We start from the raw sequence: 25,109 nt of genomic DNA, 5'->3' as shown, positions 1-25,109 counted from the left end.
ACCTCAGACGCCGAACGACAGGCAGCGTTCCCCGACTGGCTGGACTGGTACAACTACCACCGACCCCACACCGGAATCAGCGGCCACACCCCAGCCAGCCGCGTCACCAACCTCTCGGGACAACACACCTAGGCCCACATGGGCCCCGCGGGGAGCACGAACGACGGCCGCCGGGCGGGAGAGGCTGGTCAGCGTCTCCGGCCCGGCGGCCGTGGTGCTCTCAGAGGTCGCGGGAGGCGCCGGAGCGTCCTCAGGCGACGATCAGATAGATGCCGTACGCCACCACCGCGGCGCACAGCGCGAAGCAGGCGTACGCGCCGGAGCGGGCGAGAGTGGTCGCGCCGCCCCCCTGCGCCGGGACGCCGCCGGCGGTGGCCGTGGCCACGGCCGCTCCCTCGGGGCCGAGCGCCTTGCGGGAGGTGCCGACGATGCCGAGGGTGAAGACGCCCACCACTCCGACCGTCACCGCGAGGCTGACGCCGAAGACCTGGCCGAGTGCCGCCCAGTCGATGCTCATTCCATGGCTCCCTTTAGCTGCTGGTGCTGCTCGACGCCGCGCGGGCGGCCGAGCCGGCCGCCGCGATGGCCTTCGGCTGGTCGGTGGTGGTTCCGGAGACGGTGTCCGGGGAGGCGGTGCTGTCGGCGGTGGCGGCGGAGCCCACCGGCGGCGGGGCCACCGACTGGAGGGCGGCGGTGACGACACCCACCGGCTCGGCCGCGGCGTCCTGACCGACCTCGTTGACGTTGGAGGCGTCCACCGGCTTGCGCCGGGAGAGCGCCCAGATGACCACACAGCCCGCGACGGCGAGTACGGCCACCGCCGTGATGCCCCAGTCGCCCTGGTCGGCCAGGAGCGCCGACCCGGCCGCGATCAGACCCGCGGCGGGCAGCGTCAGCACCCAGGCCGCGACCATCCGGCCCGCGGTCGACCAGCGCACCACACCGCCCTTGCGGCCGACGCCCGCGCCCATGACGGCACCGGAGCAGACCTGGGTGGTGGAGAGCGCGAAGCCGATGTGCGAGGAGGCGAGGATGACCGTCGCCGCGCCGGTCTGGGCGGCGAAGCCCTGCGGCGGCTGGATGTCGGTGATGCCCTTGCCCATGGTGCGGATGATCCGCCAGCCGCCCAGGTAGGTGCCCAGGGCGATGGCCAGACCGGCCGAGACGATGACCCACATCGGCGGGTCGGAGTCCGGCGCGATCACACCGCCGGTCACCAGCGCCAGGGTGATCACACCCATCGTCTTCTGCGCGTCGTTGGTGCCGTGGGCGAGGGAGACCAGGGCGGCCGAGGCGATCTGTCCGGCGCGGTAGCCCTTGGCGGTGTCCTCGGCGGCGCGGCCACGTCCGAGCCGGTAGGTGAGCCGGGTCGCGACGATCGTGGCGATACCCGCCACCAGCGGAGCGGCGACGGCCGGGATGAGGACCTTCATGACGATCGCGTCCCCGTTGACCCCGTCGATACCGACCGAGGCCACGGTGGCGCCGATCAGGCCGCCGAAGAGGGCGTGCGAGGAACTGGACGGCAGCCCGGCGAGCCAGGTCACCAGGTTCCAGAGGATGGCTCCGACCAGACCCGCGAAGATCACTTCGGGCCGGATGCCCGAGTCCTCGTCGAGGATGCCCCCGGAGATGGTCTTGGCGACCTCCACGGACAGGAAGGCGCCGATCAGATTGAGGACGGCCGACATCGCCACTGCCACCCGGGGACCGAGCGCGCCTGTGGAGATGGTGGTGGCCATGGCATTGGCTGTGTCGTGGAAGCCGTTCGTGAAGTCGAACACCAAGGCCGTGATGATCACGATCCCGATGAGAAGCGTGATGTGTTCCATGCACCCGGTCAATCAGTTCGAAGGTCGGTAGTGGCACGGTGAACGTAAGGAAACTGGGTGAACGAAAGGTTAACGAGGGCGGGCGCCGGGGTGACGTGGTGGAAAGGGTGCGGCATCGGCCGGCCACCGGGCGTATTTCCCGCCGCCACAAGGAGTTTGGGCACCGTACACCCGCGTCCCTCCCGCCCCGTACGACCCACCCCCACCCGTCCCACCGCCCCCACCCGGGTGAACGCCGCGCTACGACCCCCGATCGTGCCCGGTTCGAACACGGCCCGCGCGGCACGGCGCCCCGGCCTGATTCCGCCCCCGTCCCCGCCCCGCCGGGCGGACGGCTGCGAAGATCGGGACGGAGGTGAGGCGTATGGCACAGGAACGATCCGCCCGGCAGCCGCGGCCGCGGCTGACCCAGCCCCTGCGGCAGGCATGGGGACAGGTGGTGCGGACCGCCCGCAGGACCACCGCCGAGGGGCTGGTCGTCGGGACCTCGGGCAATGTCTCGGCCCGGGTCGGCGACACCGTCCTGGTGACCCCCAGCGGGGTGCCCTACGACCGGCTCGGCCCACGCGACGCCGTCGCCGTCGACCTCGACGGCGAGCAGGTGCTCGGCACGCTCACACCCACCAGTGAGCTGCCCATGCACCTGGCCGTCTACCGCGCCACGGACGCCCGGGCCATCGTCCACACCCACGCCGTCCACGCCACGGCCGTCTCCACCCTCGTCGACGAACTCCCGGCCATCCACTACATGACCGGTGCGCTCGGCGGACCGGTGCGGGTCGCCGAGTACGCCCTGTACGGGACCGACGCGTTGGCCGAGCGGATGCTCGAGGCGCTGCGCGACCGCTCCGGCTGTCTGCTGCGCAACCACGGCACCGTCGTCCACGGCGCCACCCTGGACCAGGCGTACGACCGCACCGCGCAACTGGAGTGGATGTGCCAGGTCTGGCTGGCCGCCTCCGGCGTCCCCGGCCGCACCCCCGCGCTGATCCCGCCGGACGAGCTGGCGCGCGCCGCCGACAAGCTGCGCGGCTACGGCCAGCCCGGCTGAGCCGTCCACCGTCCGGTCCGTCCACCGTCCGGTCCGTCCACCGTCCGGTCCGTTTACCGCCGTGTTCTTGCCCGCCGGGTCTCACTCCGCCGGGTACGCCCGCTGGCCGGCGGGCGCCCGGCCCACCACACTGGGAGGGATGCGTCTGCGGACAGCGGCGGCCGCGGCCGCCGGCACCCTGCTCAGCGCCGGTGTGGCCGCGGTGGCGGCCGGACGGTACGGCACCGACGCTGCGCTCCGGCCCGCCCTCGACCGCCCGCTGCCGAACGAGCCCCCGCTCACGGTGCACGCGACCGAGCCCGGCCGGATCACCCTGACCCGCTCCCTCGCCTCGCTGCGCCCCGGCACCTACGGACTGGCGGGCCCGGCCTGCCACGCCGTCATCGGCCCGGTCCTTCAGGACGCGCCGAGCCCGGCCGACTGCGTGGTGCGCCGCCTGGAGCGGGTGACCCACGGCAGCCTCGACCCCGGCGACCGGGTGCGGCTCACCCCCCAGGTGCACATCGGCAATCCGCGCGACGCGCTCGGCCTCGAGCACGCCGATGTGGACATCCCCGGTGAACTCGGCCCGCTGCCCGCCTGGTTCGTCCCCGCTGAGCGCACCACCTGGGTCATCACCGTCCACGGTCTGGGAACCACCCGTGAACACCCCATGGTCGTCATGCCGTTCCTGCGGAAGCTGCGGGTCCCGGTGCTCGACCTCGCCTACCGCGGCGACCCCGGGGCCCCGCCCCCGGAGGACGGCGTCGGCCACCTCGGCGACACCGAATGGCGCGACCTGGACGCGGCCATCCGCTACGCGGTGCGGTACGGCGCACGGCGCGTCGTCCTGCACGGCTGGTCCACCGGCGGTGCGATGGCCCTGCACGCCGCCGCCAACTCGGCCCTGCGGCACCGGGTCAGCGGGGTCGTCCTCGACTCCCCGGTGCTGGACTGGCGGGTCACCCTGCGCGCGCTCGCCGCGGCCCGCGGCACCCCCGCCGCGCTGATGCCGCTCGTCATACGCGCGGCCGAGGGCCGCACCGGACTGCACGGCAGCCTCCTGGAGGAGGCCGCCGACCCCGAGCGGCTGCGCGTCCCGGCGCTCGTCCTCCACGGCCCCGACGACGCCCTGGCCCCCTGGTCCGTCTCCCGTGAACTGGCCGGACGCCGATCCGAACTGGTCACCCTTCACCCCGTACCGGGCGCTCCGCACGGCGCCATGTGGAACGCCGACCCGCACGGGTACGAAGAGGCGCTACGGCGCTTTCTGACCCCTCTCCTGTAGCGCTCTCCCGCAGCGCCCGGCCGCGCTCGCGCGGTGCGCGGAACGCGCGTTCCCCGCGCCGGAGGCGACCGCCGGACGGGTGCCGATTGGGCTTTCGGGCCGTCAACGGCGAAACTGCTTCCGTGACGTCCCGTACTCCGCGCGACTCCCGGCTCCGACTCGTCCGCCAGCGGCCGGTGGCCACCGACCGCAGGCCCGCGTCGCACCGCGGCTCCCGTCCGGCGCCCCGTCCGCCCGAGGGCACCCCGCCGCCCGCGGAGCTGGCCCGGCAGGCCCGATCGGGACTGGCCGGTGCCGTCGAGATGGCCCATTGGGCGGCGGCCCAGCACGGCGCGCCCGGCGCGCTCTCCGACGAGGCCGCGGCCGGTGCCGCGGCGGCGCTGGGGCTGACCCCGGAGGAGGTACGGGCCGACTGGGACCGGGCCCGGCTGGTCGGTCTGGTGGAGATCCACGGCGGTGCCGCCCGGCTCGGCTGGCGGCTCAAGGCGTGGCACCGGGACGACAGCGCGGTGCTGCGCGGCTGGGTCGCGCTGCTGGACGCGTGGTCCCTGGTGAGTCCCGCCCCGGCCACCGCGGAACCCACGGCCGTGTCCGAGGTCGTGGAGGCCGTGCCGCAGTTGCTCTCCCTGCTCCAGCTCTCGGCCGGGCCGGTGCCGGTGGCCGCGCTGCTGGACATGCTCCGGCAGCGGGTGGCCGAACTGCGCACCGAGCGCTGTGAGGTGCCCCAGGAGCACGACGGCGCACGGACCGGTGAACCCGCCCGCACATCCGCCGGAGCCGGTGCGACCGAGGCGGCGGACGCGGCCGAGGACGCGCTGCGGCGGCTGCTCGACTGGGCCCTGGGCGCCCTCGCCTCCGTCGGGGCGCTCACCGTGGGCGAGGGCGACGGCGACGGCGCGACGGACGACCCCCGCGAGGCCGTGCTCACCGCGCTGGGCAACTGGGCGGTGTGGGTCAAACTGGAGCAGATCTGCGTGGCCGCCCAGAGTCCCGCGGGCAATATCGAACAGCCCGCCCCCGACATGCTGCGCGGCTGCGCCGGGCTCACCCCCGGTCCGGCCCGCGCCGAGTACCGGGCCTGGCTGGCCGCCCGGCCGGTGGGCAGCGCCGTCATCGAACTGCTCGACGCGGCCCGCGGGGACGACGCGCTGCTGCGCGGACTCGCCTTCGAGGCGCTGCGCGTGGTCGGGGCACCCGCCGAGCCGTCGGTGCGGGACGCCGTCGAGGAGTCCTGCCTGCGGCCGTACGCCCTGCTGTGGCTGGCCGAGCACGAGGGCGCCGACCCCGAGGACGCGCTCGACGCGCTCACCCGCGAGGAGGCCACCTGGCTGTGGGTGGACACCGCCGCGGCCATCTCCGACCACGGTGAGAGCCCGCTGCTGGTCCGCCATCTGGACTCCGCGGTACAGGGCACGGTGCCCGCGCTGCTGGCCGAGGTGCGGGCGGTGGGCCACCCCCGCACCGTGCAGGTGCTGGTGGCGCTGGCCGCCGCCCATCCGGACCCGGCGCTCGCCAAGGCGGTGCGGCGGGCGGCCTTCCAGGTGCACACCGGCGGCGTCTGACGGGCGCGGTCCGGGCCGCCCGGTCCGGGCGGCTACCCGGCCGTCGCGGGGACGTAGCTGCCGAAGCTCCAGACGTTGCCCTCGGGGTCCCGCGCCAGATAGTCCCGGGCGCCGTAGTCCTGGTCGGTGGGCGGCATCAGGATCTCCACGCCGTACGCCGCGGCCCGCCGGTGGTGGGCGTCCACATCGTCCACGGCCACATAGACCCCGGTGGGGCCCGCGTCCGCCATGGCGCGGGCGAAGACGCCCTCGCGCCCCGCGGAGCCGAGCATCACCACTCCGTTCCCGTACGCCAGCTCGGCGTGCTGGACCACCCCCGCGCCGTCCTCGTACACCGCGACCCTCGTGAAGCCGAAACCCTCGGTGAGCAGTGCGATGGCCGCCCCGGCATCGCGGTAGAGCAGGGTGGGGCAGATGGCCGGACCGGCCCCCGGGCTGGCGCTCATGGCGATCACTCACCTCTTCCTCGGATTCCTCGGAGACGACCTTGTCCGATCCGATGTGATCTGCTCCACAGTCTGGCACCGGAGTGCGGAGCCGGCCGCGCCACGGCCCGCCGCAAAGCCGGTGGCCGTCGCCCCGCAGGGGCCCTCACCGGGGGAGAACGGGGCCACCGCGGCGGGAAAGCCGCGGGAAAAACGACTTGCCCGCCCCGCTAAGCTAGCCGCATGGCAATTCTCCTCGTGCATTAGACGGCGTCGGAGCACCCTCGTCCGTCCCGTCCGCCGCCCCGTCCTGCCCAGGAGTAATTCCCGTGATCACCGCCTCCGGCGTCGAATTGCGTGCCGGCGCCCGCGTCCTCATCGAGTCAGCCACCTTCCGCATCGCCAAGGGCGACCGCATCGGTCTGGTCGGCCGCAACGGAGCCGGCAAGACCACCCTCACCAAGTGTCTGGCCGGTGAGGGCATCCCGGCCGGGGGCACCATCGCCCGCTCCGGCCAGGTCGGCTACCTCCCGCAGGACCCCCGCACCGGCGATCTCGACGTCCTCGCCCGCGACCGCATCCTCTCCGCCCGTGAGCTGGACTCCGTCCTGCGCAAGATGCGCGAGAACGAGGACCGGATGGCGAACGGCCAGGGTGCCACCCGCGAGCGCGCGATGAAGAAGTACGAGCGCCTGGAGACCGAGTTCCTCACCAAGGGCGGCTATGCCGCCGAGGCGGAGGCCGCGACCATCGCCGCCAGCCTCGGACTGCCCGACCGGGTGCTCGGCCAGCCGCTGCACACCCTCTCCGGCGGTCAGCGGCGCCGTGTCGAGCTGGCCCGGATCCTCTTCTCGGACTCCGATGTGCTGCTCCTGGACGAGCCGACCAACCACCTCGACGCCGACTCCATCGTCTGGCTGCGGGACTACCTGAAGACCTACAACGGCGGCTTCGTGGTGATCTCCCACGATGTCGACCTGGTCGAGACGGTCGTCAACAAGGTCTTCTACCTGGACGCCAACCGCTCGGTGATCGACATCTACAACATGGGCTGGAAGCTCTACCAGGCCCAGCGGGAGGCCGACGAGAAGCGCCGCAAGCGCGAGCGGGCCAACGCCGAGAAGAAGGCGGCCGCGCTCAACTCGCAGGCGGACAAGATGCGCGCCAAGGCCACCAAGACCGTGGCCGCGCAGAACATGGCCCGCCGCGCCGAGCGGCTGCTGGCCGGTCTGGACGATGTGCGCCAGTCCGACAAGGTCGCCAAGCTGCGCTTCCCGGACCCGGCCCCGTGCGGCAAGACCCCGCTGTCGGCCGAGGGCCTGTCGAAGTCGTACGGCTCGCTGGAGATCTTCACCGATGTGGACCTGGCCGTGGACAAGGGGTCCCGTGTGGTCATCCTGGGCCTGAACGGCGCGGGCAAGACCACCCTGCTGCGGCTGCTGGCCGGGGTGGAGAAGCCGGACACCGGCCAGGTGGCCCCGGGCCACGGGCTGAAGCTGGGCTACTACGCGCAGGAGCACGAGACGCTCGACCCGGACCGCACCGTCCTGGAGAACATGCGCTCGGCCGCCCCCGACCTCGACCTGGTGGACATCCGCAAGACCCTGGGGTCCTTCCTGTTCTCCGGCGACGACGTGGACAAGCCCGCCGGGGTGCTCTCCGGCGGTGAGAAGACCCGGCTGGCGCTGGCCACCCTGGTGGTCTCCTCGGCCAATGTGCTCCTCCTCGACGAGCCCACCAACAACCTCGACCCGGCCAGCCGCGAGGAGATCCTCGGCGCGCTGCGCACCTTCACCGGCGCGGTGGTGCTGGTGACCCACGACGAGGGCGCGGTCGACGCGCTCCAGCCGGAGCGGATCATCCTGCTGCCGGACGGTGTCGAGGACCTGTGGGGCGAGGACTACGCGGATCTGGTCGCGCTCGCCTGACCGCCGGGGCGGCGCCCGGATCACCCCGGTGGGCCGCTTGCGCCCGCCCCGGAGCGAAGTCCGATTGATCCGTTCTGATCCACTTCCTGTAGATCATTCGGCCTAGGTGTGATCCATCATCTGAGTGAGAACGGCTGGTATCGCGGCGCGCCGCCACAGTGCGGCGCGCGATGCGTGCCGTGCGCCGGTCGGTATGGGTCCGACCTCCTGCACATATGCCCTGACCTGCCCGTTCTCCGGTAAACGCGAAGGAGTGTCAGGGCGAACGGCGTTGGAATCCTGTCTTCCGAAGGCCGTCGCGGCGCGATTTCAGGGAATCCTTCCTCCACAGACCTTGCCGAATGGGTGGCCAGGAAGCCGTGTAGGGGTGATCATGAGAGTCCAGAGCGCACTTCCCATGAGGAGGCACGGGTGGCCGAGACTCTGAAGAAGGGCAGCCGGGTGACCGGCGCCGCGCGCGAAAAGCTCGCGGCAGACCTGAAGAAGAAGTACGACTCCGGTGCGAGCATCCGGGCGCTGGCCGAGGAGACCGGCCGTTCCTATGGATTCGTTCACCGGATGCTCAGCGAATCAGGTGTCTCCCTACGTGGTCGTGGAGGCGCGACACGGGGCAAGAAGGCCCCATCGGCCTGATCCCGTATCACGTCGTCACCGGCAGGTATGGCAGTACCACCCGGTTGACCGGCGGTCCGGCCGGGTGGTTACTGTGCAGTCACTTGTACTGACTGCGGCCGACCGGAGGCTTCCTGTGACCCTGCTCGACAAGGACGGCGTTCAGCTCACCGTCGATGATGCGGTCGCCACGGTGACCCTGTCCCGTCCGGCCAAGCGCAACGCCCAGTCGCCCGCGATGTGGCGGACCCTGGCCGAGGCGGGACGGTCGCTGCCGGGCAGTGTGCGGGTGGTGGTGCTGCGCGCTGAGGGCAAGAGCTTCTCGGCGGGTCTGGACCGTCAGGCCTTCACACCCGAGGGCTTCGACGGCGAGCCGTCGTTCATCGACTTGGCGCGCGGTTCGGACGCCGAACTGGACGCCACCATCGCCGAGTACCAGGACGCTTTCACCTGGTGGCGGAGGAACGACATCGTCTCCATCGCCGCCGTACAGGGCCATGCCATCGGCGCCGGGTTCCAGCTTGCGCTCGCCTGCGATCTGCGGGTGTGCGCCGACGATGTGCAGTTCGCCATGCGGGAGACCAGCCTCGGGCTGGTTCCCGACCTCACCGGCACCCATCCGCTGGTGGGTCTGGTGGGCTATGCCCGTGCGCTGGAGATCTGCGCCACCGGGCGGTTCGTCCACGCCGATGAGGCCGAGCGCACCGGTCTGGCCAATCTCGTCGTGCCCGCCGCCGAACTGGACGGCGCGGTCTCGGACCTGGCTGCGGCACTGCTCGCCGCGGACCGGGGCGCCGTGATCGAGACCAAGGCGCTGCTGCGCGGTGCCGCGGACCGGACCTACGAGGAGCAGCGCACCGCCGAGCGCGCCGCCCAGGCCCGCCGGCTGCGGGAGCTCGCGGGTGTGACGGACTGACCCGGCCGGTATGACGGGCCCGGCCGGTCCGACCCGGCCGGGCCCGGAGCCGCCCCTCACGGCTCCCGCAGCAGATCCACCGTCACCGGGGGCACCGCCTCCAGCACCAGCACCGCGAGATCGTCGTCGATCGGCTCGGCGCTGAACTCATGCGTGGCCCGCCGCACCCGCTCCGCGACCGCCTTGGCGCCGAGACCCACACAGCCGCGCAGAATGTCGGCGAGGCCGTCGTCGTCGTCGAGCTGGCGATTGCCGTTCCGCCGCTCGGTCACCCCGTCGGTGACGCACAGCAGCGTCTCACCCGGTGCCAGGTCGAGGGTGTCGGCGTGGAAGCCGGGATTCTCGTCGATGCCCAGCAGCATCTGGGGCGTGGCCGCCGGGCTCACCGCACCGTCCGCGGTCAGCCGCAGCGGCAGCGGATGTCCGGCACTGGCCAGGGTGCAGCGGGCGATCCCGCCGCCGTCCGCGTCGGGCTCCAGCTCCCCGTAGAGCAGGCTCAGGAAGCGTGGCCTGGCCTGCTCCCCGCCGATCGCCACGGCCTCGGCGGCCTCCTCCAGCAGCGCCTGGTTCAGTCGGCTGAGCACCGATTCCACGCCATGGCCCTCCCGGGCCAGCAGCCGGACCAGATGGCGGGCCAGACCGGTGACCGACATGGCCTCCGGGTCGCTGCCCTGTACATCGCCCAGCAGGAAGCACCAGCAGCGGTCGCCCATCGGGAACAGGTCGTAGAAGTCGCCGCCGACGGTCTGGCCCTCGCCGTGCGGTTCGTAGACGATCGCGGTGTCGATCCCCGGGATATGGGCCAGTGAGGTGGGTAGCTGGCGGCGCTGCAGCGCCCTGCTGATGGTCGCCTGCCGGGTGTACTGCCGTGCGGTGGCCACGGCCTGTGCCACCCGCCGTGACACGTCCTCGGACAGCCGCACCACGCCTTCGGTCATCTGGGCCACGCCCGCCCGGCCGAGCAGCAGCACCCCGTGGCTGCGGCCGTGGGCGATCAGCGGGAAGGCCAGTGCGGAGCCGCCCGTGCCATGGGTGTCGGCGATCTGCGGCCAGGGCCAGGGGGTGCCCGCGGTGCCCAGCCCGCTGGGCGGCGGATGCCCTTCCAGGACCACGCGCAGCGCGTCGATACGGCGCTCGTCGGTGTGCCAGACCCGGGCCAGCTCCAGCCCTCCGGACTCGGTGGTCAGCCAGACCGCGCACCAGTCGGCCAGCCGGGGCACCAGTAGCTGTCCGGCCAGGGCGGCGACCATGTTCTCGTCGAGCTGTCCGGTCAGCAGCTCACTGGCCTCGGCCAGGAACGACGGTCCGCCGCGGTCGACCCATTCGGCGGTGGAGTCACGGCGCCCGCGCAGCGGGGAGGGGGCCAGGGTCTCGGCGAACCGCAGCTCACGGCCGAGCGCGCTGGTGGGGACGGCGTGGAGCTCGGGCTCCTCCTCCTCGGCGTCCAGCCGGAACCACACCGTCTTCCGGGTGCGGTGGTAGGTCACCCCCCAGGACTCGGCGAGCGCCCCGATGAGCTGGAGCCCCCGGCCGCGGCCCCGGCGCTGGGCATCCGGTCCGCCGTACACCGCGCTGGCGGGGTGGAGATCGGTCACCTCCACCACGATGCCGGGGTGGAGCGGCTCGTCCTCGGCGACGGCAGGCTCCTCCGGGGCGGTGGGCCGGGCGGGCTCGGCCGGTCCGTGCCCGGCCTGGAGACGGCAGACGATCTCGACCCGGGTGCCCGCGTGCAGAACGGCGTTGGTCACCAGTTCGCTCACCAGCAGGACCGCGTCGTCCACCAGCCGTACACCGAGCGTGGCCAGGCCCAATGTCTCCGTGGTGTTTGCCCCGGTCAGCGTGGTCCGGACGAAGGCCCTGGCGGCACCGGGCGCGCGCACACTTCCAGGCAGCGTCGTCCGCGAGACGGACTCACGCGAGAGAGGAAGCAAGGCTCCCACGTGCGGCTCCTGGGTATTTGGGCGGATTAGGCCATCTAGGTGCCATATTATGACAGACGTAGGGATATGAAATGATCATCAAGGGACGACGCCATGGCACTCGACCCGATCCCCACCGATACGCACACTGCCCGGCGCTCCGCGGCGGAACGCCCGGGTCCCGCCCCTCCGGCTGAGCTGGAGAGGGGCCAGGAGGCCGTGTGCTCGGCCGAGTTGCGATCCCTCCTGGCGGCCATGCATGCCCTGTGTGACGGCGACTTCACCGTCCGTATGGACGGTTCGGGCGCGGGTGTCCTGGGCGAGATGGCCGGGGTGTTCAACCAGCTCGTCCTGCGCAACGCCCATCTGGCCGATGAGCTCCAGCGGGTGCGCCGTGAGGTGCTGCGCCAGGGACGGCTGGACGAACGGATCGGTGCCAGCCCCGGCCAGGGCGCCTGGACGGCCAGTGTGGACGCGGCGAACCAGCTCGTGGACGCGCTGGTCGGACCGGTCTCCAACGCCACCCGGGTGCTGGACGCGGTCGCCGCGGGCGATCTGACCCAGCGGGTCGATCTGCACGACGGCAACCGCCAGCTCCGCGGCGATCTGCGCCGCCTGGGCCGGGGGGTGAACCGCACCGTGGACCAGCTCTCGCTGTTCACCGGCGAGCTCACCCGGATCGCCCGCGAGGTGGGCACCGAGGGCCGCCTCGGCGGCCGGGCGAAGGTCCAGGGGCTCTCCGGCGACTGGCGCGATGTGACCGAGGCCGTCAACACCATGGCCTCCCGGCTGACCGCCCAGGTCCGCGACATCGCCGTGGTCACCACGGCGGTCGCGCGCGGGGACCTCACCCAGCAGGTGACCGTCGAGGCCACCGGTGAGCTGCTGGAGCTGAAGCTCACCGTGAACACCATGGTCGACCAGTTGCGTGCCTTCGCCGACGAGGTGACGCGGGTGGCCCGTGAGGTGGGTACCGAGGGCGAGCTCGGCGGCCGGGCGCAGGTGCGCGGGGTTTCCGGGGTCTGGAAGGACCTCACCGACAACGTGAACTTCATGGCGTCCAACCTGACGTCCCAGGTGCGCAATATCGCCCAGGTGACCACCGCCGTCGCCAACGGTGACCTCTCCCAGAAGATCACCGTGGACGCCCGGGGCGAGATCCTCCAGCTCAAGTCGACGATCAACACCATGGTCGACCAGCTCTCCGCCTTCGCCGACGAGGTGACGCGGGTGGCCCGTGAGGTCGGCACCGAGGGCATGCTCGGTGGCCGGGCCCAGGTCCGGGGGGTCTCCGGGGTCTGGAAGGACCTCACCCAGAACGTGAACTTCATGGCGGACAACCTCACCTCCCAGGTCCGCAATATCGCCCAGGTCGCCACCGCCGTGGCCGAGGGCGATCTCAGCAAGACGATCACGGTGGAGGCCAAGGGCGAGATCCTGGAGCTGAAGTCCACGATCAACACCATGGTGGACCGGCTGTCGTCCTTCGCCGACGAGGTGACGCGAGTGGCCCGCGAGGTCGGCACCGAAGGCAACCTGGGCGGTCAGGCCCAGGTGCGCGGTGTGTCCGGGGTCTGGAAGGAACTGACCGACAACGTCAACTTCATGGCCCTGAACCTGACCTCCCAGGTGCGCAATATCGCCCAGGTGACCACGGCGGTGGCCAACGGCGATCTGTCGAAGAAGATCACCGTGGATGCCCGCGGCGAGATCCTGGAGCTCAAGGACACCGTCAACACGATGGTCCAGCAGCTCCGCGCCTTCGCCGACGAGGTGACGCGAGTGGCCCGTGACGTCGGCACCGAGGGCGAACTCGGCGGCCGGGCACAGGTCCCCGGGGTCTCCGGGGTCTGGAAGGACCTCACCGACAACGTGAACTTCATGGCCGGGAACCTGACCTCCCAGGTCCGCAATATCGCCCAGGTGGCCACCGCGGTCGCCCAGGGCGATCTGTCCAAGAAGATCGACGTGGACGCGCGCGGCGAGATCCTGGAGCTGAAGACCACCATCAACACCATGGTCGACACGCTCTCCGCGTTCTCCTCCGAGGTCACCCGGGTGGCCCGTGAGGTGGGCAGTGAGGGCCAGCTCGGCGGTCAGGCCCGGGTCGAGGCGGTCTACGGCACCTGGAAGCGGCTGACCACCAGCGTCAATGACCTCGCCCTCAACCTCACCACCCAGGTGCGCGCCATCGCCGAGGTCGCCTCTTCCGTGGCCCAGGGCGATCTGTCCGGCTCCATCTCGGTCGAGGCCCAGGGCGAGGTCGCCGAACTGAAGAACAACGTCAACCTGATGGTCGCCAACCTCCGCGAGACCACCCGCGCCAAGGACTGGCTGGAGTCCAACCTCGCCCGTATCGCCTCCCTGATGCAGGGTCACCGCGATCTGGTCGAGGTCGCCGACCTGATCCTGCGCGAGCTGACCCCGCTGGTCAACGCGCAGTTCGGGGCGTTCTTCCTCAGCGCCGCAGGCGCCTCGCCCGGTGAGGACCTGGAGCTGATCGCCGGATACGGTACCAACCAGGACAACGCCCCGCTGCCGCAGACCGGCACCCCCGGCCGGGGCCTGGTCGCCCAGGCGGCCCTGGAGAAGAAGCGCATCCTCATCACCAACGTCCCGCCGGACTACATCACCATCAACTCCGGCCTCGGATCCGCCCTCCCGGCCAGTGTGGTCATCCTGCCGATCCTCTACGAGGACCAGGTGCTCGGAGTGATCGAGCTGGCCTCCTTCAGCCGGTTCAGCGAGGTCCACCTCGCCTTCATCGACCAGTTCGTCAACACCATCGGTGTCTCGATCAACACCATCATCGCCAACGCCCGTACCGAGTCGCTGCTGTCCGAATCGCAGCGGCTCACCACCGAGCTGCGCCAGCGGTCCAACGAGCTCCAGCGCTCCAACGCGGAGCTGGAGGAGAAGGCCGCGCTGCTGGCCACCGCCTCGCAGTACAAGTCCGAGTTCCTGGCGAACATGTCGCACGAGCTGCGCACCCCGCTGAACTCCCTGCTGATCCTGGCCCGGCTGCTCGCCGACAACGCCGACGAGCGGCTCTCCTCCCAGGAGGTGCAGTTCGCCACCACCATCCACCGCTCCGGCTCCGATCTGCTCCAACTGATCAACGACATCCTGGATCTGTCGAAGATCGAGGCGGGCCGGATGGACGTCCGCCCCAAGAAGCTGCCGCTGGTCAAGCTGCTCGACTACGTCAACGCCACCTTCCGGCCGCTCGCCATCGACCGCGGGCTGTCCTTCGAGATCGCCGTCGGCGAGGACGTACCGCGCGAGATGTTCTCCGATGAGCAGCGGCTCCAGCAGATCCTGCGCAACCTGCTCTCCAACGCCCTGAAGTTCACCTCCTCCGGCGGGGTCACCCTGCGCGTCGAACGGTCGCCCGGAGCCGACTTCGAGGAGGAGACGCTGCGGGACGCCGACGCCGTCGTCGCCTTCTCCGTCACCGACACCGGAATCGGCATCCCGCCGGAGAAACTGCCCGTGATCTTCGAGGCGTTCCAGCAGTCCGACGGCACCACCAGCCGCAAGTACGGCGGTACCGGCCTCGGACTGTCCATCAGCCGGGAGATCGCCGGGATGCTCGGCGGCCGGATCGTGGCCGAGAGCGAACTCGGCGTCGGCTCCTGCTTCACCCTCTACATCCCCTCCCACTACACCGGTGTCGTCCCGGCCCCCGACCCCTCGGACCCGAGGGCCACCGGCTCCACCGTCCCGGCGGTGCCGCCCGCCCCCGACGAACCGCTGCCGGACACCGCCGACCACGCCCCGAGCGGTGTCTTCGGGGACGGCGTCGGACTGGGCCCGGATACGGCCGAGGACCGGGAGGATGCCTGGCCCGAGACCACCCGGCTCAAGGAGTGGCAGGTCGGCCGGCCCGGCCGGGTGCTGAGCGGACGCCGCATCCTCATCGTCGACGACGACATCCGGAACGTCTTCGCGCTCACCCATGTCCTGGGCCGGGTCGGGATGTCGGTGAAGTACGCGGAGAACGGCCGCGAGGGCCTGGAGGTGCTGCACCGCAACCCGGACGTCTCACTGGTCCTGATGGACGTGATGATGCCGGAGATGGACGGCTACGAGACCATCCGCGCCATCCGCAGCACCCCCCGGCTCGCCGAACTGCCGATCATCGCCCTCACCGCCAAGGCCATGCCCGGTGACCGCGAGAAGGCCATCGACAGCGGCGCCAACGGCTATGTGCCCAAACCCGTCGACGTCGACCGGCTGATGTCGGCCATCGTCGATCTGCTCGACCCCGGAGGCGGCACCGCCCAGGACACAGCCGAGGACCGGTCCCGGGACGGGGCCGAGGAGCTGATCGTGACGGCGGACGAGCTCGGCGGCACCCTCGACGACGACATCGAGGGCGGGCTCGACGACACCCTCGACGGTGACGTCGGGGACGAGATCGAGGGCGAGATCGAGGACGAGATCGGCAACGGACCGGACGGGAGCGGGTTCGGTGAGACCGGGCCGCCCCGGCCGAGGCAGGGGGAGTCATGACCACACCCGCCTCCGACAAGGCCGGCATCCTGATCGTCGACGACATGGAGGAGAACCTGATCGCGCTGGAGGCCGTCCTCGGCCCGCTCGATCAGCAGCTCGTCCGCGCCCACTCCGGTGAGGAGGCGCTGAAGGCGATGCTGCGGCAGGACTTCGCGGTGGTGCTGCTCGACGTCCTGATGCCGGGGATGGACGGCTTCGAGACGGCCGCCAACATCAAACGGCTCGACCAGACCAAGGACGTCCCGATCATCCTGCTGACCGGGACCGACGCCGACTCCGACTACGCCTACCGCGGCTATGCGATCGGCGCCGCCGACTTCCTCACCAAACCCTTCGACCCGTGGCTGCTGCGCACCAAGGTCAATGTCTTCCTGGAGCTGCACCGCAAGAACCGCCAGCTCGAGGCGCAGGCCCAGCAGCTACGGCGACGGCTGATCGGTGACCGGGTCACCCCCTCGGAGGACCGGTTCGTCACCATCGCCGAACAGCTCGCCAGCACCGAGATGCTGCTGCGCGGCGCGGCGGCCCCCGAGGCGGCCGAACTGGCCGACCGGGTGTCGGAGCTGGAGCGCGCCGTGGAGGGGCTGCGTACCGAGGCCCGTCCCTGAAGCCCGCGCGGCACACCCGCACCGCACCGCACCGCACCGCACCGCGCCCCCCCCGCGGCGGGTGCCGCCTAGGCGATCACATCCACCGCGCTGATCAGGACCGCCACCGTCACCGGCCGCGGAACCGCCTCCGCCACCGCCGTCCGCACCCGCCGGGCCACCTCCAGCGCATGGTGATCGGCCGCCACGGCCAGCTCCAGCCGCAGATGTGCCCCGTCGGCGTGCACCCCGCGCGAGGACCCCAGCACCGGCGCCAGCCGCGTCACCCCGGGCACCGCCCGCGCGGCCGCGGCGGCCGCCGCCTCACGGCTGCCGGTCACCTCCGGGGTCACCGACGGCCGCGCGCCCGGCTCCTCGGGCGGTGCCAGCGGCGGCGGGGGCCCGTCCAGCACCTGGGTGACCCGCAGGTCCACCGCGTCGACCGTCAGACCGAGCCGGTCCGTGACCGCCCCGAGCAGAGCGTCCCGCAGCCGGTCCGCCGTCACCGGCAGCGGTTCGGCCACGGTCGCCCCGCACTCCGCGCCGATCCGCAGCGGAACCGGCGGCAGTGCGCTCGGCGGCGCCGGTACGGCGGACGACCCCACCGCGTCCGGGTCGGCCGGGCCGATCCGCAGCCCGTCCAGCCGGACCCCGGGCACCTCGGCGGCGGCCCGTCGCAGCACCCCCTCCGCGGCCTGCTCGGTCAGCCACGTACCGTCCTCCGGTCCGCCCAGGGGCAGCAGCCGCCCGAGCCGGAGCTGTTGCCGAACCGCGTGTGCGAGCTGGCCCGTGACCACCGCCATCACTCCTCACGGCCTGTGTGACGCCCTGTGTGCCACTGCGTTCAGCCTGCCGCAGATCCGGTGGGTGCGGATACTTTCCGGCGGCTGTTCGCGCGAGTGCCGCATCTCCGGCGCGGTTCGGGGCAAGCGCCTTTACTGTGGCAGTAGAGGCGCGGGCCGGGCCGCGGCACGGCTCTCCGCCCCGGAACTCTTCTCCTCGGAAGGGATGACCGGTGATGTCCGAGACCGCACCACGGAACCGGCCCGAGAACCCCGCCACCGAGCCCTCCGCCGCCACGCCCAGGACGCCGGGCGGCAGTGCCGTCCCCACCCGGCGCGGCGGGGGCGATCCGGGCTCCCGCGGGCGCACCACCATCGCCGACGGCGTCGTGGAGAAGATCGCCGGAATGGCGGCCCGCGATGTGGTCGGGGTCCATGACATGGGCGGCGGTTTCGCACGGACCTTCGGGGTCGTACGGGACCGGGTGCCCGGAGGCGGAAGGTCGGTCACCCGCGGGGTGAAGGCCGAGGTGGGCGAGGTGCAGACCGCCCTCGACCTGGAGATCGTGGTGGATTACGGCGTCTCGATCGCCGATGTCGCCCGTGCCGTGCGGGAGAACGTGATCTCCGCGGTCGAGCGGATGACGGGACTCGAGGTGGTCGAGGTCAATATCGCGGTCAGCGATGTGAAGTTGCCGGACGAAGTAGAGGAATCGACGGAGCCCAGGCTCCAGTAGGCCGGTGACGGCTCCGGTCGGCTCCAGTAGGGGAGCACACGATGAGCATGGCCGTGGTCGGGATGATCGCGGGGATGGCGCTTGCTTTCGCCGGGTACTTCGGCGGATTCGGGGCCTTTCTGCTGGTGGCCGCACTCGGGTTCGTGGGGTTTGTCGCGGGCCGGTTCCTGGACGGGGACCTGGAGCCGGGCGAGTTCTTCCGTTCCCGCGGCCGCGGTGAACGGCACCGGTGAGGCGGCGTCGTGGTCGAACCCGGGGAGCGGGGCGCGACACGGATCGCGGACCGCGTGGTCGCGAAGATCGCTTCGCAGGCGGCGCGGGAGGCACTGGAGTGCCCCGACGCCCACCCGCCGCACGCGGTCGTCGCGGTGCATGAGCGGGTCGCGCGGGTACGGGTCGCCGTCGAGCTGGGCTATCCGTCGGACCTGGGCGCCCAGTGCGGTGCGGTGCGCCGCCAGGTCAGGAAACGGCTCGGCACATTGGCGGGTATGGAGGTACCCGAGGTGGCGGTGACGGTGGAGCGGCTGCGTTCGCCCCTGCTGGACCGCGCGGAGCGGGGGAGGGTGCGATGAACGCGGAGCGCGAGGTGCGGCAGTCCGCATCGATGGCGGCGTACGAACCGGAGTCCGGCGGCGGGAACGGCGATGAGCACGGGCGCCCCGGACGGTTCTGGTCCGTGCGCCGGGTCCCGGCTGCCCTGGTCGCGCTGGCCGTCGTCGCCGCGGCCGGGCTGCTGCTGTACGACGTGGCGGCGGTGCGTGCGGGCCGGACGGCCATGCAGTGGCGGGGCTGGCTCGCCGACCAGCTCGCCACCCGGACCCTCGACGACGGCTGGGTCGTGGGCGTGGCCGTCGCCCTGGTCGTGCTGGGCGTGGGGATGGTGGTGCTGGCGGTGACACCGGGGCTGCGCGGGCTGCTGCCGATGCGGGAGACCGACGACATCCGGGCCGGGATCGACCGTGGCGCCGCCGGTCTGGTGCTGCGCGACCGGGCGATGGAGGTGTCCGGGGTGCGCTCGGTGCGCGTCTCGGTCGGCCGCCACCGCGTCCGGGCCCGCGCCCAGGCCCACTTCCGCGACCTGGACGAGGTACGCGCGGATCTGGTCACGGTGCTCGGCGAGGGCATCCGGCAGCTCGGCCTCGCCCGCCACCCGGGGCTGACCGTACGGGTCCGGCGACCGGCGAAGGGGTGACCGGCGATGCTGCGGATCGTCAACCGGGTGCTGCTGGCGTTGACCGGCGTGGTCCTGCTGGCCGCGGGCGTACTGGCGCTGACCGGATGGCCGCCGTTCGACGGACGCGGCGATGTGGTGCTGAGCCGGGAGGAGCGCACCCACTGGCGTGACGCCTCGTGGTGGTGGCCCCTGGTCATCGGGGTGCTCGCCCTGGTGGTGCTGCTCGCGGTGTGGTGGGCGCTGGCCCAGCTCCGCCGCCGCAGACTTGCCGAAGTACTGGTGGAGACCGGCGACGGCGAAGGCGCCCTGCTGCGCGGCCGGGCCCTGGAAGCGGCGCTGACGGCCGAGGCGGAGGCGCTGGAGGGCGTCGAACGCGCCGATGTCCTCCTCCGGGGCAGGCGCCGCACCACCCCGGAGGCCCGCGTCGACCTGGTCCTGGAACCACGGGCGGAGCCGGTGGTGACGCTGGACCGGCTGCGGACCGAAGCCCTGGAACACGCGCGCACCTCGGCCGGCCTGGAACGCCTCCCGGCCGAAGTCCGCCTGCGCGGCACCCGCCACCGGGCGGAGCGAGCGCTCTAGCCGCGCGGCTCGCCCGGATCGGAGCCCTTCCCGCCTGCGGGCTCGCGGCACCGGCTGGAGCGGTCTCCCGGCCGAGCCCCCGCCACCGGGCGGAGCGGGTGCGGTCCGAGGCGCAGGGGCACACGCGTGCCTCGGCCTCCCGGCCGCCCGCGGGTTCCCGTCACCGGGCGGGGCCGGGTTCCGTCACGGTGGTCCGGCTGGCCGCCGGGGCGCGACGTCCCGGCGGCCGTCGTCGGACCGGCGTCGCTCAGATGCCCTGGAGGGCGCCGCCGTCCACCGGGATCATCACGCCGTTGACGTAGGACGCCGCGGGGGAGAGCAGGAACGCGGCGGTCCTGCCGAACTCCTCGGGGGTCCCGTACCGCCGCAGCGGGATCGCCGCGGCGTTCCGCTCGCGTGCCGCGTCCGCGTCGCCCGAGAGGCCGTCCAGCTCCCGCACCCGGTCGGTGTCGATCCGGCCGGGGAGGAGGCCGACGACCCGGATGCCCAGCGGTCCCACCTCCAGCGACAGCGATTTGGCGAACCCGGCCAGCCCCGGCCGCAGCCCGTTGGAGACGGTCAGGCCGGGGATCGGCTGCCGTACCGACCCCGACAGTACGAAGCCGATCACCCCGCCGGAGGAGAGCTCCGGGACGGCGGTGCGCGCCAGCCGGACGGCGCCGAGGAAGACCGACTCGAAGGCGGTCTGCCACTGGGCGTCGGTGATGCCGGCGGTGGGACCGGCCGGCGGCCCGCCCACGCTGATCAGCACTCCGTCGAAGCGGCCGAAGCGTTCGCGGGCGGTGGCGATGAGCCGCTCGGCGGAGCCGGGGTCGGCGTTGTCGGCGCCCACCCCGACGGCACCGGGCCCCAGCTCGGCGGCGATGGCGGCCGCGGTGTCCGCGTCACGTCCGGTGAGGACCACCCTGGCGCCGTCGGCGATCAGCTCACGGGCGGTGGCCAGGCCCAGCCCGCGGGTGGCTCCGGTGACGAGGTACACCCGGTCTTTGAGTCCAAGATCCATGGGGTCAGTCTGCCGTGGTGTCCGCGGCGAGGGTAAGGGCCGTGTCGACCAGGCCGATATGGCTGAACGCCTGGGGGAAGTTGCCCAGCAGCGTGCCGGCGGCCGGGTCGTACTCCTCGGCCAGCAGTCCGACGTCGTTGCGCAGGTCGAGCAGCCGCTCGAAGAGGGCGCGGGCATCCTTGCGGCGGCCGGTGAGCTGGAGCGCGTCGGCGAGCCAGAACGAACAGGCGAGGAAGGCGCCCTCGCGGCCGGGCAGCCCGTCGACGTTCCCGTCCCCGTCGCCCCCGGCGTCCCCGTCGGCGGTGTAGCGGCGGATCAGACCGTCCTCGGACAGCTCCCGGCGGACCGCGTCGATGGTGCCGATGACCCGGGGGTCGGTGGCGGGCAGGAAGCCCACCCGGGGGATGAGCAGCGTGGCCGCGTCCAGCTCGGCGGAGCCGTAGGACTGGGTGAAGGTGGAGCGCGCGGGGTCGTACCCCTTCTCGCAGACCTCGCGGTGGACCGCGTCCCGCATCGTCCGCCAGCGGTTGGCGTCCCCGCTCAGCTCGGGGTGCGCCTCGACCGCGCGCACCGCACGGTCGGCCGCGACCCAGGCCATCACCTTGGAGTGGACGAAGTGGCGGCGCGGTCCGCGCACCTCCCACAGCCCCTCGTCGGGGTCGCGCCACGCGGACTCCAGGAAGTCCATCAGCGCGCTCTGCATCCGCCAGGCGTGCGGTTCGGAGGGCAGTCCGGAGACCCGCGCCAGATGCAGGGTGTCCAGGACCTCGCCGTAGACGTCGAGCTGGCGCTGCGCCACCGCGCCGTTGCCCACCCGGACCGGGGCGGAGTGCCCGAACCCCTCCAGCCAGTCGAGCTCGTGCTCATGTATGCGCCGCTCGCCCCCGAGCCCGTACATGATCTGGAGCTCGGCGGGGTCGCCCGCGACCGCCCGCAGCAGCCAGTCCCGCCAGGCGACGGCCTCGTCGCGGTATCCGGCGGACAGCAGCGCGTTCAGGGTGAGGGTGGAGTCCCGCAGCCAGCAGTAGCGGTAGTCCCAGTTGCGCACCCCGCCCAGGTGCTCCGGCAGCGAGGTGGTGGGGGCGGCGACGATCCCGCCGGTGGGTGCGTAGGTGAGCGCCTTGAGCGTGACCAGGGAGCGCATCACCGCGTCCCGGTACGGCCCCCGGTAGGTGCACCGGGCGGCCCAGGTACGCCAGTCCTCGAGGCTGGCGCGCAGTGCGTCGTGCGGGTCGATGAGCCGTGGCCGCGGCTCATGGGAGGGGTGCCAGGTGAGGACGAAGGCCACCTTCTCCCCGGCGGAGACGGTGAACTCCGAGCGGGTGCTGAAGTCCTTGCCGTAGGTGTGCACCTCCGGCTCCGAGCGCAGCCAGACCGAGTCGGGTCCGGCGACGGCGATCCGGTGGCCGTCGTCACGGCGCATCCAGGGGATCACATGGCCGTAGTCGAACCGCAGCCGGAGCACGCCCCGCATCTCGACGCTGCCGGAGACGCCCTCGACGATGCGGACCACATCGGGCGCCCGGTCGCGCTGCGGCATGAAGTCGATCACCTTGACGGTGCCGGAGGCGGTCTCCCAGACCGTCTCCAGGACGAGCGAGTCCTCGATGTAGCTCCGGCGGGTGCAGTCGCCCGCGTCCCGGGGCGCCAGCCGCCAGTGGCCGTTGTCCTGGTCGCCCAGGAGCGCGGCGAAACAGGCGGGCGAGTCGAAGCGGGGCAGACAGAGCCAGTCGATCGAGCCGTCGCGGCCGACGAGGGCGGCGGTCTGGTGATCCCCGATGAGGGCGTAGTCGTCGATGCGGTGAGACACACCGGGCATCTTCCCGGGAAGCGGAAGGCTACTCCGCACCCGCGGCGGCCGGGACCTTCTCCTGTGCGGCGGCGGGGGCGCTCTCGGCGGCGCGGTCCTTGCGCTCGCGGCGGACCAGCACGAACCAGCCGACGGGCACCCCGGCCGCGAACAGCCACCACTGGATGGCGTAGGCCATGTGCGGGCCGATGCTGCTGTGGTCCGGTGCGGCCACCGGCTCGGGCCGCTTGCCGCCCTTGGGGGAGGACGAGGTCAGCTCGATATAGCCGCCCAGCACCGGCCGGGACAGCCGCTCGGCCTGCCGCTCGCTGTTGATCAGGCTGACCTGCCGGTCGGGCAGCCCCTGCTTGTCCTTGATCCCGCTGTTCCCGGGAGTCTCGTCGGCCTTGAGCCGGCCGGTGACGGTGACCTCGCCCGAGGGCGCGGCGGGGACCTCGGGGTACCGGGTGAGGTCGGTGCCCGCCGGGATCCAGCCCCGGTTGACCAGGACGGACTTACCCCCGGGGAGGGTCAGCGGGGTGAGGACGAAGTAGCCGATGGACTGCTCGTCGGAGCCGGTGCGCTGGCGGACCACGACCTCATGGGCGGTGTCATAGGTGCCGGTGGCCCGCACGGTGCGCCAGGTGTCGTCGCGGCGGACCTCGCGGCCGGGGGAGGTGAGCTCGGTGACGGGCACCGCGGGGGCCTTCAGGCTGTCCCCGATCAGATGGTTCTGCGCGACCCGGTGTTCATGGCGGTGGAGCTGCCAGAATCCCAGCCGGACCATGGTGGGGATCAGCACGAGCCCTACCAGCGTGAGGATCACCCACTGCCGGGTCAACAGAAAGCGGTACACGCCCTTGACACTACTCGGCGTGGATTGTCCCCCGGCCGGTGGGGGCACCGGATGACAATCCACGCAGGTGGCCCGGTTCGGACCGCCGCCCGTCCGGACCGCGGTCCGGTGCGGGCGGCCCTCAGACGTGGTCGACGATGCCCACCTTCCCCTCCGCGCGGGCGCAGTGCGCACCGCAGTAGAAGTTGCCGTCCGCCTGGACGCCCTGCCCGATGATCTGGCAGCGGCAGTGCTCGCAGACGGGTGCCATGCGGTGGATGGCGCAGGAGAAGCAGTCGAAGACGTGGACGGCGCCCTGCGCGTGCACCTCGAACGTCATGCCGTAGTCGTTTCCGCAGACCTCACAACGTGCCATGCGCCACAGCGTGCGGCGCGAGCGCGACGGCGGGCGAGCGGCGGGCGGGCGCGTCGCGCCGACTTCACCTGTTTGTCGGCGGTGCGGGAGTGACGTCCTGGAGGAGCTGCATGAAAGCCGCCTCGTCGATGACCGGGGTGCCGAAGGAGCGCGCCTTGACGGTCTTGGAGGTGGCCGACTCCGGATCATTGGTGACCAGCAGGCTGGTGAGCCGGGACACGCTGGTGGCCACGTGCAGTCCGGCGTCCACGGCCCGGTCCTCCAGCAGTTCGCGGTCGACCGAGGTGTCCCCGGAGAACGCCACCCGCATCCCCTGCACCAGCGTGCCGCCCGGTGCGTAGCGCCCCGGGTTGGGGTACGGGCAGGCGGGCCGCTTACGGCTGGGGCGCCAGCTCGTCGGCCGGTACGAACGCTGGCGGCCGATCCCGCCCGACGGTCCGTCGGACCACTCGGTCAGCGGCTGACAGGCCAGCAGGGGCAGCCGCAGCCCGGCCGCGGCCGCCTTGCGCAGACTCGGCCGGAACGCCTCGGCGAGCACCCGGGCGTCGTCCAGCGCGTGGTGGGCGCGCTCCTGCACCACTCCGTAGTGCGCCGCCAGGGACTCCAGCTTGTGGTTGGGCAGCGGCAGCCCGAGCTCCTTGGAGAGGGCGATGGTGCACAGCCGCTGGCGCACCGGTGCCGCGCTGCCGGCGCGGGCGTACTCACGGGCCAGCATCGACCAGTCGAAGACGGCGTTGTGCGCGACCAGGACCCGGCCGTCCAGCCGCTCGGCGAGCGCGCCGGCGATCTCGGGGAAGAGCGGCGCGTCCGCCAGCACCTCCCGCGTCAGCCCGTGGATCCACACCGGCCCGGGATCGCGCTGCGGATTGACCAGCGTGTACCAGTGGTCCTCCACCGTGCCCCGGGCGTCGAGCCGGTAGACCGCGGCCGACACGATCCGGTCGTCCCGGGCGAGCCCGGTGGTCTCGACGTCGACGACCGCGTACCCCTGCGGATAACCGGGCGGCCACGACGAGTCCGGAGCGAGCTGCGGTGCGGCTTCCGTGGGGTCTTCGAGCATGGTCCCTGAGGATACGGGCCGCCGCCGACACCTCCGACCAACGCCCCGGTACGGCCGGGCCACGTACCCGGGTTGACGGCCCGTCGGGCGGGCGGGCGCGGACACCACGCCCGGACACGCCAGTGTACTAGTTGGTAACTCTCCTCTGGTGCTG

The 25,109-nt window shown here is 72.4% G+C and carries 24 protein-coding genes; 14 read left to right on the top strand and 10 right to left on the bottom strand.

The annotated features are described in order from the left end of the window. The coding region (locus NMK44_RS37755; RefSeq protein WP_254746239.1) for an integrase core domain-containing protein at positions 1-132 on the top strand (132 nt) is incomplete at its 5' end. Positions 133-250: 118 nt separating this feature from the next. Here NMK44_RS37755 and NMK44_RS37750 read toward each other — a convergent pair. Together NMK44_RS37750 and NMK44_RS37745 are read right to left on the bottom strand one after the other, a co-directional pair. After that, positions 251-517, bottom strand: a complete 267-nt coding sequence (locus NMK44_RS37750; protein ID WP_254751984.1) for a hypothetical protein — start codon at positions 515-517, stop codon at positions 251-253. Between the two features lie 13 nt (positions 518-530). Continuing rightward, a complete protein-coding gene (locus NMK44_RS37745) occupies positions 531-1,832 on the bottom strand; it encodes an inorganic phosphate transporter (RefSeq protein ID WP_254751982.1) in 1,302 nt (433 codons plus the stop codon). A gap of 364 nt (positions 1,833-2,196) precedes the next feature. Between NMK44_RS37745 and NMK44_RS37740 the strand changes: the two genes are divergently transcribed. The 3 genes from NMK44_RS37740 (at position 2,197) to NMK44_RS37730 (ending at position 5,712) form a co-directional block, all read left to right on the top strand. After that, positions 2,197-2,883 (top strand): class II aldolase/adducin family protein, encoded by a 687-nt coding sequence (locus NMK44_RS37740; RefSeq protein WP_254751979.1) that lies wholly within the window; start codon positions 2,197-2,199, stop codon positions 2,881-2,883. 139 nt (positions 2,884-3,022) lie between these two features. Further along, positions 3,023-4,150, top strand: coding sequence for an alpha/beta hydrolase (locus NMK44_RS37735; protein ID WP_254751976.1), 1,128 nt, complete (start codon positions 3,023-3,025; stop codon positions 4,148-4,150). A 122-nt stretch (positions 4,151-4,272) separates the two neighbouring features. Beyond that, positions 4,273-5,712, top strand: a complete 1,440-nt coding sequence (locus NMK44_RS37730) for a hypothetical protein (protein WP_254751974.1) — start codon at positions 4,273-4,275, stop codon at positions 5,710-5,712. Between the two features lie 32 nt (positions 5,713-5,744). On the opposite strand, the gene NMK44_RS37725 is transcribed toward NMK44_RS37730, so the two are convergent. Continuing rightward, positions 5,745-6,158, bottom strand: a complete 414-nt coding sequence (locus tag NMK44_RS37725) for a VOC family protein (RefSeq protein WP_254751972.1) — start codon at positions 6,156-6,158, stop codon at positions 5,745-5,747. 308 nt (positions 6,159-6,466) lie between these two features. Between NMK44_RS37725 and NMK44_RS37720 the strand changes: the two genes are divergently transcribed. The 3 genes from NMK44_RS37720 to NMK44_RS37710 all read left to right on the top strand — a co-directional run bounded on the left by NMK44_RS37720 (position 6,467) and on the right by NMK44_RS37710 (position 9,593). Next, the gene (locus tag NMK44_RS37720) at positions 6,467-8,065 is read left to right on the top strand and encodes an ABC-F family ATP-binding cassette domain-containing protein (protein WP_254751970.1); all 1,599 of its coding nucleotides are present in this window, start codon (positions 6,467-6,469) and stop codon (positions 8,063-8,065) included. A 411-nt stretch (positions 8,066-8,476) separates the two neighbouring features. After that, positions 8,477-8,698 (top strand): helix-turn-helix domain-containing protein, encoded by a 222-nt coding sequence (locus NMK44_RS37715; RefSeq protein ID WP_254751967.1) that lies wholly within the window; start codon positions 8,477-8,479, stop codon positions 8,696-8,698. Between the two features lie 115 nt (positions 8,699-8,813). Beyond that, a complete protein-coding gene (locus tag NMK44_RS37710) occupies positions 8,814-9,593 on the top strand; it encodes an enoyl-CoA hydratase/isomerase family protein (RefSeq protein WP_374215398.1) in 780 nt (259 codons plus the stop codon). Positions 9,594-9,649: 56 nt separating this feature from the next. Here the strand turns inward: NMK44_RS37710 and NMK44_RS37705 are convergent, their stop codons facing one another. Then, positions 9,650-11,533: a SpoIIE family protein phosphatase gene (locus tag NMK44_RS37705; RefSeq protein ID WP_254751964.1), complete on the bottom strand. Its 1,884-nt coding sequence runs from the start codon at positions 11,531-11,533 to the stop codon at positions 9,650-9,652. A 93-nt stretch (positions 11,534-11,626) separates the two neighbouring features. Between NMK44_RS37705 and NMK44_RS37700 the strand changes: the two genes are divergently transcribed. Both NMK44_RS37700 and NMK44_RS37695 read left to right on the top strand, forming a co-directional pair. Further along, complete coding sequence (locus NMK44_RS37700; protein WP_428849371.1) at positions 11,627-16,027, top strand: HAMP domain-containing protein; 4,401 nt, start codon at positions 11,627-11,629, stop codon at positions 16,025-16,027. Further along, positions 16,024-16,638 carry a response regulator gene (locus NMK44_RS37695; RefSeq protein ID WP_254751962.1) on the top strand — a complete coding sequence of 205 codons (615 nt, stop codon included), beginning with the start codon at positions 16,024-16,026 and terminating at the stop codon, positions 16,636-16,638. The genes NMK44_RS37700 and NMK44_RS37695 overlap by 4 nt, the downstream gene beginning before the upstream one ends. A gap of 68 nt (positions 16,639-16,706) precedes the next feature. On the opposite strand, the gene NMK44_RS37690 is transcribed toward NMK44_RS37695, so the two are convergent. Further along, positions 16,707-17,420 (bottom strand): nucleopolyhedrovirus P10 family protein, encoded by a 714-nt coding sequence (locus NMK44_RS37690; protein ID WP_254751959.1) that lies wholly within the window; start codon positions 17,418-17,420, stop codon positions 16,707-16,709. Positions 17,421-17,635: 215 nt separating this feature from the next. Here NMK44_RS37690 and NMK44_RS37685 point away from each other — a divergent pair, with 215 nt between their 5' ends. From NMK44_RS37685 to amaP, 5 genes are read left to right on the top strand one after another with little or no spacing between them, the layout of a single operon-like run. Continuing rightward, a complete protein-coding gene (locus tag NMK44_RS37685) occupies positions 17,636-18,136 on the top strand; it encodes an Asp23/Gls24 family envelope stress response protein (protein WP_254751956.1) in 501 nt (166 codons plus the stop codon). A 41-nt stretch (positions 18,137-18,177) separates the two neighbouring features. Then, entirely contained in the window at positions 18,178-18,369 is a 192-nt protein-coding gene (locus NMK44_RS37680) for a hypothetical protein (protein WP_176183659.1), read from the top strand. Between the two features lie 9 nt (positions 18,370-18,378). Beyond that, positions 18,379-18,708: an Asp23/Gls24 family envelope stress response protein gene (locus NMK44_RS37675; protein ID WP_254751953.1), complete on the top strand. Its 330-nt coding sequence runs from the start codon at positions 18,379-18,381 to the stop codon at positions 18,706-18,708. Continuing rightward, positions 18,705-19,328, top strand: a complete 624-nt coding sequence (locus NMK44_RS37670; RefSeq protein WP_254751950.1) for a DUF6286 domain-containing protein — start codon at positions 18,705-18,707, stop codon at positions 19,326-19,328. Before NMK44_RS37675 ends, NMK44_RS37670 begins: the two co-directional genes overlap by 4 nt. A gap of 6 nt (positions 19,329-19,334) precedes the next feature. Further along, positions 19,335-19,892: an alkaline shock response membrane anchor protein AmaP gene (gene amaP / locus NMK44_RS37665; RefSeq protein WP_254751948.1), complete on the top strand. Its 558-nt coding sequence runs from the start codon at positions 19,335-19,337 to the stop codon at positions 19,890-19,892. Between the two features lie 247 nt (positions 19,893-20,139). Here the strand turns inward: amaP and NMK44_RS37660 are convergent, their stop codons facing one another. The 5 genes from NMK44_RS37660 to NMK44_RS37640 form a co-directional block, all read right to left on the bottom strand. After that, positions 20,140-20,895, bottom strand: a complete 756-nt coding sequence (locus tag NMK44_RS37660) for an SDR family oxidoreductase (RefSeq protein ID WP_254751946.1) — start codon at positions 20,893-20,895, stop codon at positions 20,140-20,142. A gap of 4 nt (positions 20,896-20,899) precedes the next feature. Further along, entirely contained in the window at positions 20,900-22,705 is a 1,806-nt protein-coding gene (locus tag NMK44_RS37655; RefSeq protein WP_254751944.1) for a glycoside hydrolase family 15 protein, read from the bottom strand. Between the two features lie 28 nt (positions 22,706-22,733). Next, the gene (locus NMK44_RS37650; protein WP_254751942.1) at positions 22,734-23,540 is read right to left on the bottom strand and encodes an SURF1 family cytochrome oxidase biogenesis protein; all 807 of its coding nucleotides are present in this window, start codon (positions 23,538-23,540) and stop codon (positions 22,734-22,736) included. Positions 23,541-23,661: 121 nt separating this feature from the next. Next, positions 23,662-23,895, bottom strand: a complete 234-nt coding sequence (locus tag NMK44_RS37645; RefSeq protein ID WP_254751940.1) for a metallothionein — start codon at positions 23,893-23,895, stop codon at positions 23,662-23,664. Between the two features lie 64 nt (positions 23,896-23,959). After that, positions 23,960-24,955, bottom strand: a complete 996-nt coding sequence (locus NMK44_RS37640; RefSeq protein WP_254751938.1) for a DEDDh family exonuclease — start codon at positions 24,953-24,955, stop codon at positions 23,960-23,962. Positions 24,956-25,109: the final 154 nt, after the last annotated feature.

The organism is Streptomyces cucumeris (assembly GCF_024295805.1).
Lineage (GTDB): Bacteria > Actinomycetota > Actinomycetes > Streptomycetales > Streptomycetaceae > Streptomyces > Streptomyces cucumeris.
Note: the sequence above shows the minus strand (reverse complement) of the source record. Positions and strands in the feature narration are given on the sequence as shown.

Coding starts and splice junctions, on each gene's coding strand:
- NMK44_RS37745 (WP_254751982.1), bottom strand. CDS start 1,832: ATGGAACACATCACGCTTCTCATCGGGATCGTGATCATCACGGCCTTG.
- NMK44_RS37640 (WP_254751938.1), bottom strand. CDS start 24,955: ATGCTCGAAGACCCCACGGAAGCCGCACCGCAGCTCGCTCCGGACTCG.
- NMK44_RS37680 (WP_176183659.1), top strand. CDS start 18,178: ATGAGCATGGCCGTGGTCGGGATGATCGCGGGGATGGCGCTTGCTTTC.
- NMK44_RS37750 (WP_254751984.1), bottom strand. CDS start 517: ATGAGCATCGACTGGGCGGCACTCGGCCAGGTCTTCGGCGTCAGCCTC.
- NMK44_RS37740 (WP_254751979.1), top strand. CDS start 2,197: ATGGCACAGGAACGATCCGCCCGGCAGCCGCGGCCGCGGCTGACCCAG.
- NMK44_RS37725 (WP_254751972.1), bottom strand. CDS start 6,158: ATGAGCGCCAGCCCGGGGGCCGGTCCGGCCATCTGCCCCACCCTGCTC.
- amaP (WP_254751948.1), top strand. CDS start 19,335: ATGCTGCGGATCGTCAACCGGGTGCTGCTGGCGTTGACCGGCGTGGTC.
- NMK44_RS37690 (WP_254751959.1), bottom strand. CDS start 17,420: ATGGCGGTGGTCACGGGCCAGCTCGCACACGCGGTTCGGCAACAGCTC.
- NMK44_RS37670 (WP_254751950.1), top strand. CDS start 18,705: ATGAACGCGGAGCGCGAGGTGCGGCAGTCCGCATCGATGGCGGCGTAC.
- NMK44_RS37660 (WP_254751946.1), bottom strand. CDS start 20,895: ATGGATCTTGGACTCAAAGACCGGGTGTACCTCGTCACCGGAGCCACC.
- NMK44_RS37700 (WP_428849371.1), top strand. CDS start 11,627: ATGGCACTCGACCCGATCCCCACCGATACGCACACTGCCCGGCGCTCC.
- NMK44_RS37645 (WP_254751940.1), bottom strand. CDS start 23,895: ATGGCACGTTGTGAGGTCTGCGGAAACGACTACGGCATGACGTTCGAG.
- NMK44_RS37685 (WP_254751956.1), top strand. CDS start 17,636: ATGTCCGAGACCGCACCACGGAACCGGCCCGAGAACCCCGCCACCGAG.
- NMK44_RS37735 (WP_254751976.1), top strand. CDS start 3,023: ATGCGTCTGCGGACAGCGGCGGCCGCGGCCGCCGGCACCCTGCTCAGC.
- NMK44_RS37695 (WP_254751962.1), top strand. CDS start 16,024: ATGACCACACCCGCCTCCGACAAGGCCGGCATCCTGATCGTCGACGAC.